Here is an 11,944-nt window from a genome sequence, read left to right on the forward strand (position 1 = left end):
GCGGGTCCCCAATCCCGGCTTTTCCTCCCATGCTGATCGAGCACGAGCGCGGGTTCGTGCTGCATGTAAGGGCCTGGCGCGAGACCAGCCTGCTGGTGGAAGTGCTGACCGAGCAACACGGGCGGGTGGGGCTGCTGGCGCGCGGTGTGCAGGGGCCGCGCAAGCAGGCGCTTCGCGCGGCTTTGCAGCCCTTGCAGCTGATCCAGTTCAGCGCCGTGCAGCGCGGCGAGCTGGCCCAGCTGCGCCAGGCCGAAGCCCTGGATACCGCGCCGCGGCTGGCCGGCGACACCATGCTGGCCGGTTTCTATATCAGCGAATTGTTGCTGCGCCTGGCGCCGCGTAACGATCCAGTGCCCGAACTCTATGCCTGTTATGCGCAGGTACGTAGCCACCTGGCGTCCGATCTGCCGTTGGCGTGGGGCCTGCGCCGGTTCGAGCGCGACGTGCTGGAGGGGCTGGGCTTCGCGTTCGATCTACAGCATGACAGCGACGGGCAGCCGATCGACCCGGCAGCGCGGTATCGGCTGGATCCGCAGGACGGCGCCTTGCGCGTGTTGAGCGAACGGCTAGCTCAGGATCGCCGCGAAACCGTCACTGGTGCGGCGCTGCTGGCGCTGGGCCAAGACGTCATGCCGGACGCGGACGACATGCCCGGCCTGCGGCGCAGCATGCGCGGCGTGCTGCTGCATCATCTGGGCGGGCGTGGCCTGAAATCCTGGGAAATGCTCGAGGATCTCGCGCGCCGTCGTTGATGGCGCGAAGCGCTGGACGCGCATGCGCGATTGCGCTGGACATAAGTCCAGCTGCGGCCGGCGTACCATGACCGAGCAGCGAATTGAGCGAAGCGGGTGCTCGGAACCGACCGGCAGCACCTTGCCGGTCGGTTCCGAAAGCCCTTCGGCATGCACCCGACAACGACCGCCACTCACGTTCTCCAACGTGGACCGGGCGAGCAGCAAATGCATGCGCCCTGCGTCGAGCCTGGAGCTCGTCCAGGCCGTCAAGCGCCTGCAAGTGGAGCCGGTGCTATCTGCAATACGCAGCTCGATCAGCAAAACGGCGATGCATCGACCATGGCGGCGAGCCGGAAGCGCACCGACGCCGGCGTCTCGCGCATCTCGTCAGGCGAGGCGCTGCGATGGGTTCGCTCAATGCAGCAACGCAGCCACCGCCGCATGGAATTGGGTGCGCGCGGTGCGCGAGTGCGGGTCGCCGCGCAGCAGGCGCACTGCGCCGGCAAGCCGTGAGGCGCCGACAAAACCGCAGCTGGCTTGCAAGCGATGAAGATGGCTGCGTAAAGCCTGCTCGTCGCTGATCTGCAAGGCCGAATCCACCGCATCCCGTGTGCCCGGTAGCTCGGCCAGGAACAGTTCGCGCAGGGCATTGAGATGATGCTGCTGGCCATTGAGCGCACTCAGCGCAGCGGTCTCGTCCCAGTCGCTGGCGGCGATGTCCAGCACGCCTACCGGGGCCACGCTGTAGCGACCACGTGCCAGGCCGCGCCGCACCGCCTGCAGCAGGCGCTCGGAGGTCAGCGGTTTGACCAGCATTTCCAGAAACCCGTCGGACTGCAAGCTGTTCTGCATCGACATGGTCGCGTCGGCGGTATGCGCCAGTGCCGGCACGTCCGGGTGCAGCAGGCGCAATGCACGCAGCAGACCACTACCGGTGCCATCGGGGAGGTTGACGTCGATCAGCCAGAGGTCGTGGCGACGTTCGCGCGCGCGGTCGAGTGCGGAAGAAAGGGAATCGGCACAGTCGACCGTGGCAGGGAGACTTTCGAGGACAGCCTGTAAGAACCCGCGGCTGATCGGGTCGTCTTCCACCAGCAGTAGGCGTGGGTGGGGTTCCTGGCGTGTGGCCATGTTCATGCTGCCTCCTTGTCAGCGATGCCGCGTCCTGATTTTGTCGCGCGCAGCGGGAGTTTGCCTGTGTTTGTGGGGCGCGACAATTGTTGCGCTGACCGGCGCGGCCTCCGTCGATCGCATCTGCGACAATACGCACCCTTTTTGCCCGCAGCTTGTCGCCACGTGGCCAGAACCAGAAACCGTCTCGACCGAACCCCCTTCCAGACCGCGGTCACCGACCTGAGCCATGACGGCCGCGGGGTCGCCCGCCGCGATGGCGAGGGCGGCAAGGTCACCTTTATCAGCGGCGCCTTGCCGGGCGAGTTGGTGCGCGCCGAACCCACCGCCCGTAGCCGGCATTTCGATGAGGCCAAGACCGTGGGGGTGCTGGAGGCATCGCCGCAGCGGGTCACCCCGCGCTGCCCGCACTTTGGCGTCTGCGCAGGCTGTGTGTTGCAGCATCTGGAGGAATCGCAGCAGATCGTGGCCAAACAGCGCGTACTCATGGACAACCTGGAACGTATCGGTCATGTCACTCCGCAAGCCGTGCTGCCTGCGCTGACCGGCGACAACTGGGGGTATCGGCGCAAGGGCAGGTTCTCGGTGCGTCGTGTCGAGAAGAAGGACAAGACCTTGGTCGGCTTTCGTGAGCTCGACCCGCGGTTCGTGGCCGATCTGTCCGTTTGCTACACGGTGATTCCGCAGATCGGCGAGAAGATCCCCTTGCTTGCCGCGCTGATCGAAGGCATGGATGGCAAGCGCGACATTCCGCAGATCGAATTCATCGCTGGCGACGATGCGGTGGCCTTGACCATTCGGCATATGCAGCCGCTCAGCGAGCGCGACCGCCAGAGCTGGATCACATTTGCCCAGGAGCACGGCTTTACGATTTTTCTGCAGCCCGGCGGGGTGGACAGCGTGCATCCGCTGTGGCCGCAGGAAGTGCCGCTATCGTTCCGCTTGCCGCAGTGGGATGTGGAACTGGCGTTCCGGCCGCTGGACTTTATTCAGGTCAACGCGTCGCTCAATCAGAAGATGATCGCGCATGCAGTCGCGCTGCTGGATGCCAAGCCCGACGACCGCGTGCTGGACCTGTTCTGCGGCCTGGGCAACTTCACCCTGCCGTTGGCGCGCGTGGTGCGCGAAGTGGTAGGTGTGGAAGGCGACGCCGGACTCGTGGCACGGGCGAAGGAAAACGCCCAGCGCAATGGCCTGGACAATGCGCAGTTCTACGCCGCCGACCTGACCCAGGATCAGCGCAGCGCACCCTGGATGCGCCAGGGCTTCGACAAGCTGCTGCTGGACCCGCCGCGCTCGGGCGCCCTGGAAGTGCTGCAGCAGTTGCCGTTGAAGACGTTCCAGCGCATCGTCTATGTGAGCTGTCATCCTGGCTCGCTGGCGCGCGACGCCGGTTATCTGGTCAACGAGCAGGGCTTCACGCTGGTCTCGGCTGGCGCGATGGACATGTTCCCGCACACCGCGCACGTGGAAAGCATTGCGGTGTTTGAGAGGCGGTGATTCGGGATTGGGCATTGGGGATTGGCAAAAGCGAACACCTTCGCTCTGCGTCGCAACTGTCGTTTCGCGCATGTCGCTCGCTGTTGAGTCCGGATCCGACTGCAATCCGTGGATCGATAAGATTTGAGGTGACTGGCACTGCTCCTGCTTCAACGAATCCCCACTCCCGAATCCCATGCCTCTAGAAATCGAACGCAAATTCCTGGTCACCGGCGATGGCTGGCGCGATGCCGCGCATGCGGTGATTCCGATGGCGCAGGGCTATATCAACGACCAGGCGGCGCTGCGCAGTGGCATGCAGCATGCCTCGGTACGGGTGCGCATTCAGGGCGAAAGCGCATTTCTCAATCTGAAATCGCGCGAAGTGGGGCATACGCGGCAGGAGTTCGAATATCCGATTCCACTTGCCGATGCACGCGCATTGCTGGCGCTGTGCGTGGGCGGCCTGATCGACAAACGCCGGCATCTGGTCGCCTATCAGGGCCATGTGTGGGAAGTGGACGAATTCCTCGGCGACAACGCCGGCCTGATCGTGGCCGAGATCGAACTCGAACGCCCCGACGAAGCATTCGCCACGCCGGAATGGGTCGGGACCGAAGTCACCGACGACGTGCGCTACTACAACCTGGCCCTGGCCTCGCATCCGTTCAAGCAGTGGAACGGGGATCTGTGATTCGGGATTGGGACTCGCAAAGGCGGGCACGCGGCTCGGCGCCTTGGAGGCCTGAGGTGCAATTGGTGATTCGTAAGAACAGATGATGCGCGGCACCAGGGTGCTTTGCAGCGCTTCATCATCGCTCCCCAATTTCAGCAGTGGCAAACGTTTGCGAGTGCAGAATCCCGTCTATGCTCTGCCAATCCCAAATCACCACGAACGAACCCCAGCTCATGCGCATCGACATCTGGTCCGACGTAGTGTGTCCCTGGTGCTGGATCGGCAAACGCCGTTTCCAGGCCGCCCTCGCAGCGCTTGGTGCGCAGGCGCCGGCCTTGGATATTCACTACCACGCGTTCCAGCTTGATCCGGATGCCGGTCTGGAGCCGACGCCATTGCGCGAGGCGCTGGCGCTGAAGTTCGGCGGTACGGCACGGGTCGAGCAGATCCTGGCGCAGACCCAGGCCACCGCGCAGGCGGAGGGCTTGCCGCTGGATTTTGGCCGTGGGCAGGTGCAGGTGAGCACGCTGCGTGCGCATCGTTTGATCTGGCTGGCCAGCCACGAGGGCGATGTGGATGCGGTCATGGAAGCGCTGTTCCATGCGCATTTTGCCGAAGGCCGTAACGTCGGCGCGACCGACACGCTGGTGCGTGCCGGTGAGGCCGGCGGCCTTGCGGCGGCGCGTGTGCAGGCGATGCTGGAATCGGACGAAGGCGCCGTCGAGGTACAAGCGCAGCTAGCGCAGGCCGACGCGTTGGGCATCCGCGCAGTGCCCAGTTTCGTGATCGACGGCCGTGCACTGATCCAGGGCGCGCAGCCGCCGGAAAGTTTTGCGCAGGCGCTGCTGCAGTTGGCAGCCGAATCGACGCCAGTCGGCGGCCCTGATGCCTGCGGACCCGACGGCTGCGCGGTGTGACACGCATGCCTGCCGCATGCACCGGCACCTGCGCGATGGCATGACACCGCCCGACCGCGTGCAGACGATCGCCGTGATTGGCGCCGGGCTGGCCGGGCTGGTCTGCGCGCAGCAGCTGCAGGCGGGCGGCCATGCGGTGACGGTGTTCGATCAGGCCCAGACCCCGGGTGGCCGCACGCGCCACTACAGCGCCGAGCAGTGGCAATGCGATCACGGAGCGCAGTATTTCACCGCGCGCGATCCTGCATTTGCAGCGGTCGTGGATGCCTGGATCGATGCCGGTATTGCCGCGCCCTGGCAGGCACGTATCGCAAGCTGGGACGGTACGCGGTTGCGCCGACCACAGAGCGCGCTGACGCGTTATGTAGGTGTTCCCGAGACGACCGCGCCGGCGCGTACGCTGGCCGCGCAGTTGGATGTGCGTCTGTGTGCCGAGGTGCACGCGCTGCGGCGCAGCCGGCAGGGGTGGCGCGTAGCGGTGTCGCAAGACGCTGCAGAGCCTCTGTTCGATACGGTGCTGCTGGCCGTCCCGGCACCGAGGGCGGCTGCGTTGCTCGCGCAGGCCGCGCCTGCGTTGCGGACGATTGCCGAGCAGGTGCGCATGCAGCCTGCATGGGCGGTGATGGCGCGCTTCGATGTGCCAATCGATCCAGGTTACGACGCGCTGTTCGTCAATGCCGGCGCATTACGCTGGGTGGCGCGCAACTCCAGCAAGCCCGCGCGTACGGGTGCGGAGACCTGGCTGCTGCATGCAACGGCCGAGTGGAGCCAGGCGCATTGCGATGCCATGCCTGGGCACGTCATCGCCAGCCTCGTGCCGGAGCTGGCGGCGCTCGGTTTGCCGATACCGCGGTCCTGCGATGCTTTTTTCTGGAAAGTCGCCAGCAGCGACCCCGCATTGCAGATCGGCTGCGTCTGGGACGCGCAGCTTGGCGTGGGCATGTGTGGCGACTGGTTGGCAGGCGGCAAGGTGGAGGGGGCATGGCAGAGTGGAATGGCGCTGGCCCGGCATGTGTCTGCCGGCGACGCGCCGCACAGCGCTTGCGACTGACGCTGTGCCAAGCAGCGCAGAACTAAAGGGTGATGCGGTGCTTGGCCATACCGCGGTCATGGCAGTCGTTCGTGCATGCATCCCCGGTGACGCGAATATTTTTTTCGGGTCGAAGGCGTGCCCGTGCGCCGCATCGGCCCGGACGCGCCCCTGCATCCGGCATGATCGGGCGTCACTCTGATGCATGATTCCAGCGCACTTATCGCGCAAACCAATCCACAAACGCCGGCCCATACGCTGCGCTTGATCCTGGGCGACCAGCTCAATCCGCAGCACAGCTGGTTCGCCACGCGCGATGCGGGGGTGGTCTATGTGTTGATGGAAGTGCGGCAGGAAACCGACTACGTACTGCATCACGCGCAGAAGGTCCTGGCGATCTTCGCGGCCATGCGCGCGTTCGCCGCAGGCTTGCGGCGTGCAGGGCATCGGGTGCGCTATGTGACGATCGACAACGCCAGCAACCGGCAGTCGATCCCGCGCAACCTCGAGGCATTGATGGCGCATTACCGCGCCGACCATCTGGAGTACCAGTCCCCGGACGAATGGCGGCTGGACGAAGCACTACAGCACTGGAGCACCGCGCAACCCTTTGCCACGCGCATGGTCGACAGCGAACATTTCCTGACCGCGCGCAACGAAGTCGCCGCCTGTTTTCGCACTGGCAGCCCATGGCGCATGGAAGTGTTTTATCGGCGTATGCGGCGCCAGCATCGCATCCTGCTCGATGCAGCAGGCGAGCCGGAAGGTGGGCGCTGGAACTTCGACCACGACAACCGTGCGCCGTGGCCGGGCCACCCGCCTGCCCCCCAGGATTGGCGCACGACCCACGATCACAGCGCGCTGTGGCACACGATCCAAGCCGCCGGCGTGCGCAGCTTTGGCGCACCGAACGCGCAAGCCCTGCCATGGCCGCTGGATCGCGACGAAGCCTTGCAGCATCTGGACGCTTTCATCGCGCATGCATTGTCCAATTTCGGCCGCTTTGAAGATGCCATGAGCACGCGTAGCCCGCGCCTGTTCCATTCGTTGCTCTCGTTCGCGCTCAACGTCAAGATGCTGCACCCGCACGAGGTGATTGCGCGCGCCGAAGCGGCATGGCGGCAAGGGCATGCGCCGTTGGCGGCGGTGGAAGGCTTCATCCGGCAGATTCTGGGCTGGCGCGAGTACGTGCGCGGTGTGTACTGGTCGCAGATGCCCGGCTACGCGGAATCGAATCGTCTCGACCAGCATGCGCCGCTGCCGCACTGGTTCTGGGACGGGCAGATCGGCATGCGCTGCCTGGCCGATGCGGTCGGCAATTCTTTGGCCAACGCGCATGCGCATCACATCCAGCGGCTGATGGTGATCGGCAATTTTGCGCTGCTGGCGGGGCTGGATCCGCAGGCCCTGCATCGCTGGTATCTAGGCGTTTACATCGACGCCTTCGAGTGGGTGGAGCTGCCCAATACGGTGGGCATGAGCCAGTTCGCCGATGGCGGCCTGCTCGGCAGCAAGCCGTATATCAGCGGCGCGGCCTACATCGATCGCATGAGCGATTACTGCGGTGGTTGCCGGTATCAACGCAAGTTGCGGGTCGGCCCGAACGCCTGCCCGTACAACGCGCTGTATTGGGATTTCCTGCAGCGCCAGCGCCCGCTGTTGGCCGCCAACGAACGCCTGGCGCTGCCGTACCGCCAGCTCGACGGGATGGCCCCCGAAGTCTTGGCACAAGTACAGGCCCAGGCCGCGCATTGGCGCGCCCACCTCGAGGGGCTGTGAGCCTACCCGCAGCGCCCGCAGGGGCGCGCAGCTGAATGCGCGATCTGACTCTGCCACGCGCATCTGCGACAATGCCGCGCTGCGCCACCATGGCGCCTGGCCCGGGAGTCCCCCAACATGCTTCTGATCGGCGTTGCCGGTACCGAACTCAGCGCACAGGAACGCGATTGGCTGCAGCACGATGCGGTTGCCGGCGTGGTGCTGTTCAAGCGCAACTTCGCTTCGCGCACCCAGGTGGCCGAGCTGTCGGCCGCCATTCGCGCCGCCGCGCCGCGCCCGGTGCTGATCTGCGTGGACCAGGAAGGCGGGCGCGTGCAGCGGTTTCGCGAAGGATTCAGCGCGCTGGCGCCGTTGCAAAGCTTCGGTGCGCAGTACGCGCAGGACCCGGAGGCAGCACTGGCCGCCGCGCGCGCGCATGCGCAGTTGATGGCCAGCGAGGTCCGCGCCAGCGGCGTGGACCTGAGCTTTGCGCCGGTGGTGGACCTGGGCCGCGGCAACCGCGCCATCGGCGATCGCGCCTTCAGCGACGACCCGCAGATCGTGGCCACCTTCACGCGTGCCTATGTGCAGGCGCTGCACGGCGCCGGCATGGCCGCCACGCTCAAGCATTTCCCCGGCCACGGCACCGTGCTGGAAGATACCCACGTCGATCACGCCAGCGACCCACGGCCGCTGGAGGTGCTGCAGGCCGAAGACCTGGTGCCGTTCGTGGCGGGAATCGAGGCCGGCGCCGACGCCGTGATGATGGCGCACGTGGTCTACCCGCAGGTCGCGCCGGAGCCGGCCGGCTATTCGCAGCGCTGGATCGAGCAGATCCTGCGCGGCCAGATGGGCTTCCGCGGGGTGGTCTTTTCCGACGACATCGGCATGGCCGCCTCCTTCAGTGCCGGCGGCGTGGCGGGCCGGGTGCATGCGCATCTGGATGCCGGCTGCGACGTGGTGCTGGTGTGCCACCCGGAGCTGGTCTCCGAATCGCTGCAGGCCGTGCAGGGCCGCAGCCTCAATACCGCTGCGTTGATCGGCCTGATCGGCCGTGGCGCACTGGGCTGGGATGGCCTGCTCGCCGGCACCGACGCCTCATTCACCCACTCCTCCTTCTGCCCATTTCGGAACAACTGCCTGATGTCCACGCTCACCATTTCCCAGGCCCTGGCCCAAGCCGATCTGCTGGTCGACCGTCCCGCCATCGATGCCGCCGTTGCCACCATCGCCGATGCGATCGCACGCGACTACGCCGGCGAAGTGCCGGTGTACCTCACCATCATGCACGGTGCGCTGCCGTTTTCCGGCCAGCTGGCGCTGGAGCTGGGCGCACGCGGGCAGGACCTGCAATTCGATTACCTGCATGCCACCCGGTACCGCGGCGAAACCACCGGCGGCGAACTGGTGTGGAAGCACCGTCCGGCCACCGCATTGTTCGGTCGCCGCGTGATCCTGGTCGACGACATTCTCGACGAGGGCTACACGCTGCAGGGCGTGCGCCAGTGGTGCCTGGAGCAGGGCGCCACCGACGTGCGCGTGGCGGTGTTGACCGTCAAGCGGCACGACCGTTGCGTGCCGGGCGTGAGCGCCGATTACGTGGGCGTGGAAGTGCCCGACCGTTACGTGTTCGGCTTCGGCATGGACGTCAACGAGCAGCTGCGCGGTATTCCTGCCATCTATGCGATGAAGCCGTAACGCTGCAAATCCATGCCCGCATCGTTGCGGGCAGCTCGGCGCGCACGCGTGCGCTCCCCATCATGTCTTTCGCTGCAGAGGTCGGTTGTGTCCGCAAATTCCATCGCATTGGCCGTCATCGGCGGCACGGGTGTCTACAAGCTCGCGCAGCTGGACGATGTGCAATCGCACGAAGTCCAAACGCCCTACGGCGCGCCGTCCGGGCCGATTCGCGTCGGCATGCTGCTCGGCCATCGCGTGGCCTTCCTGGCGCGCCATGGCGAAGGCCATTCGCTGCCGCCGCACAAGGTCAATTATCGCGCAAACATCGCTGCACTGCAGCAAATCGGCGCCTCGCGGGTGCTGGCGCTCAACACCGTGGGTGGGATCACCGAACAGTTTGGCCCGCGCGTGTTGGCGTGCCCGGATCAGTTGATCGACTACACCTGGGGCCGCGTGTCCACGTTCTGCGAAGAGCCTGGAAGCGAGGTGCAGCACGTGGATTTCGGCCACCCGTATTCGCCGATGTTTCGCAGCAAGGTCATTGCGGCAGCCAAAGTGACCGGCGTCACGCTGGTGGCGGGCGGCTGCTACGGTGCAACGCAAGGACCGCGACTGGAAACGGTTGCAGAGATCGCACGCATGCGTCGCGACGGCTGCGATCTGGTGGGCATGACCGGCATGCCCGAAGCTGGGCTGGCACGCGAAAAAGGCTTGGAATATGCGTGTTTGGCGATCGTGGCCAACTGGGCGGCCGGTTGCGGCGACGCGCAGGAAATCACCATGGCCGAGGTGTTGGCCAACGTCGATGCGGCTTCGTCCGGGCTGCCCGAGCTGATTGGCGAACTTGCACGCGGGTGATTGTCATCGGGGCATAAGCTTTGCATACTCGGCGCGTACGCACCGCCGTACACCACCCATTAATTATTGCAAAGGTCTTGCATCACCATGCCGAACGGTACCGTCAAGTGGTTCAACGACGCCAAGGGATTTGGCTTCATCTCACCGGAGGACGGCAGCGCCGATGTCTTCGCGCACTTCTCCGCGATCAATTCCAAGGGCTTCCGCAGCCTGCAGGAAGGCCAGCGCGTCAGTTATGACGTGACCCAGGGCCCCAAGGGTGCCCAGGCTTCGAACATCACGCCGGTCGAGTAATCTGACTCGATTGTGCGGTTGAAAAACCCCGCCACGGCGGGGTTTTTTTTGCGCCGATTGTGCGCGGGCAGCGATCGCCAGACAGGGCAGGGACGATGCAACGAGCATTACGTATTGCGGTAGTGGGCTACGGAACGGCGGGGCAGGCATTGGCCGTGCTGCTCGGCGCCGACGGGCATCAGCTGGAGGTCTTCGAGCGCGCAGCTGCACCCGGGCCGGTGGGCGCCGGTTTTCTGCTGCAACCCAGCGGGTTGCAGGTGCTCTGGAACATGGGCTTGCTGCCGCAGGCGCTTGCGCATGGAGCGCCGGTGCGCCGCCTGTATGGCGACACGCCGTGCGGGCGCGCGGTGATGGACATGCAGTACCGCGATCTGGATCCGCGCCTGATGGGTGTGGGCATGCAGCGCGGCGCCTTGTTTACGCTGCTGCGCGAGGCCTGGCCGCAGCACGCGCAACTGCATGTGGACACGCAGATCACCGCGATCGACCACGCGGGCGTGCGCGTGCAGGATCAACGCGGGCAGTGGCATGGCCCCTTCGATCTGATCATCGCCGCCGATGGCTCGGCTTCCACGTTGCGTGCGCAGGCACAGGGAACGCAGCTGGATCGGGTATATCCATGGGGGGCGCTCTGGTGCCTGCTGCCACGCGAAGACTGGCCGTTCGTGGACGAATTGCGCCAGCGCTATATCGGCGCACGCAAGATGATCGGCCTGTTGCCGGTGGGCACGCGCCCGGGCGACGACACGCCGCGGCTGAGCTTTTTCTGGAGCCTGCCGTGCAGCGATTTCGTTGCGTGGGAACAGCGCGGCATTGCCGCCTGGCGCGACGAGGTGGCACAGATGTGGCCGGAAGCACACGCGCGGCTTGCCACGGTGCAGGTGCATGGTGCACTGGCGCGCGCGAGCTATCGCGATGCTGTGGTGTCGCGCTGGCATCGCGGCCGCTTCGTGCTTGCCGGCGATGCCGCGCATGCGATGAGCCCGCAGTTGGGGCAGGGCGTGAACATGGCGCTGCTGGACGCATTGGCGATGCGCGATGCGTTGCGCGCCGGCGCCGATCTGGACGATGCCTTGCAGCGCTACCAGCGCGAACGCCAGGCGCACGTGGCGATCTATCACCGCTGGAGCCGCTGGCTGACGCCGCTGTTCCAGTCCGAACGCGATCTGTGGGCACATGGCCGCGATCTGCTGCTACGCCCGATGGGACGCGTGCCGGGTGGACGCGGGCACATGTTGCGTGTGCTCAGCGGCACCCAGCACGGTTGGTTCGGCAAGCTGGCGCTGGCGCCTGAATTTGTCGAGACCTTGGCGCAGCCAGTCGCGCGGCTGGCCGACGTTAACGCCGAAGCACTTGCACGGCCATAGCATCGACCGGTGCGTGCGTG

Annotated in this window: 11 protein-coding genes and 1 pseudogene; 11 read left to right on the plus strand and 1 reads right to left on the minus strand. The window is 65.8% G+C overall.

What is annotated here, in order from left to right; translation table 11 throughout:
* The first annotated feature begins 29 nt into the window (after positions 1-29).
* Positions 30-752 carry a DNA repair protein RecO gene (gene recO, locus J7360_RS14765; protein WP_022559779.1) on the plus strand — a complete coding sequence of 241 codons (723 nt, stop codon included), beginning with the start codon at positions 30-32 and terminating at the stop codon, positions 750-752.
* 396 nt (positions 753-1,148) lie between these two features.
* On the opposite strand, the gene J7360_RS14770 is transcribed toward recO, so the two are convergent.
* Positions 1,149-1,871, minus strand: a complete 723-nt coding sequence (locus J7360_RS14770; RefSeq protein WP_057660826.1) for a response regulator — start codon at positions 1,869-1,871, stop codon at positions 1,149-1,151.
* Positions 1,872-2,030: 159 nt separating this feature from the next.
* Between J7360_RS14770 and rlmD the strand changes: the two genes are divergently transcribed.
* The 10 genes and pseudogenes from rlmD (at position 2,031) to J7360_RS14820 (ending at position 11,924) form a co-directional block, all read left to right on the plus strand.
* Positions 2,031-3,365 carry a 23S rRNA (uracil(1939)-C(5))-methyltransferase RlmD gene (gene rlmD / locus J7360_RS14775; protein ID WP_209034151.1) on the plus strand — a complete coding sequence of 445 codons (1,335 nt, stop codon included), beginning with the start codon at positions 2,031-2,033 and terminating at the stop codon, positions 3,363-3,365.
* Positions 3,366-3,540: 175 nt separating this feature from the next.
* Positions 3,541-4,038, plus strand: a complete 498-nt coding sequence (locus J7360_RS14780; RefSeq protein WP_022559776.1) for a CYTH domain-containing protein — start codon at positions 3,541-3,543, stop codon at positions 4,036-4,038.
* Positions 4,039-4,253: 215 nt separating this feature from the next.
* Positions 4,254-4,937: a DsbA family oxidoreductase gene (locus tag J7360_RS14785; protein WP_042806154.1), complete on the plus strand. Its 684-nt coding sequence runs from the start codon at positions 4,254-4,256 to the stop codon at positions 4,935-4,937.
* A 16-nt stretch (positions 4,938-4,953) separates the two neighbouring features.
* On the plus strand, positions 4,954-5,988 hold the full coding sequence (locus tag J7360_RS14790; protein WP_209034153.1) for an FAD-dependent oxidoreductase: 1,035 nt from the start codon (positions 4,954-4,956) through the stop codon (positions 5,986-5,988).
* Positions 5,989-6,168: 180 nt separating this feature from the next.
* Positions 6,169-7,746, plus strand: a complete 1,578-nt coding sequence (locus J7360_RS14795) for a cryptochrome/photolyase family protein (RefSeq protein ID WP_209034154.1) — start codon at positions 6,169-6,171, stop codon at positions 7,744-7,746.
* 117 nt (positions 7,747-7,863) lie between these two features.
* Positions 7,864-8,869: pseudogene (nagZ, locus tag J7360_RS14800) on the plus strand (beta-N-acetylhexosaminidase).
* Positions 8,869-9,423 (plus strand): hypoxanthine-guanine phosphoribosyltransferase, encoded by a 555-nt coding sequence (locus J7360_RS14805; protein WP_017155614.1) that lies wholly within the window; start codon positions 8,869-8,871, stop codon positions 9,421-9,423. Before nagZ ends, J7360_RS14805 begins: the two are co-directional and overlap by 1 nt.
* An 87-nt stretch (positions 9,424-9,510) precedes the next feature.
* Positions 9,511-10,263 carry an S-methyl-5'-thioinosine phosphorylase gene (locus tag J7360_RS14810; protein WP_057660841.1) on the plus strand — a complete coding sequence of 251 codons (753 nt, stop codon included), beginning with the start codon at positions 9,511-9,513 and terminating at the stop codon, positions 10,261-10,263.
* 87 nt (positions 10,264-10,350) lie between these two features.
* Complete coding sequence (locus tag J7360_RS14815; protein WP_003488188.1) at positions 10,351-10,557, plus strand: cold-shock protein; 207 nt, start codon at positions 10,351-10,353, stop codon at positions 10,555-10,557.
* Between the two features lie 95 nt (positions 10,558-10,652).
* Positions 10,653-11,924 carry an NAD(P)/FAD-dependent oxidoreductase gene (locus tag J7360_RS14820; protein ID WP_057660844.1) on the plus strand — a complete coding sequence of 424 codons (1,272 nt, stop codon included), beginning with the start codon at positions 10,653-10,655 and terminating at the stop codon, positions 11,922-11,924.
* Positions 11,925-11,944: the final 20 nt, after the last annotated feature.

The organism is Xanthomonas sp. D-99, from assembly GCF_017746145.1.
Taxonomy (GTDB): Bacteria; Pseudomonadota; Gammaproteobacteria; order Xanthomonadales; family Xanthomonadaceae; genus Xanthomonas; species Xanthomonas cissicola.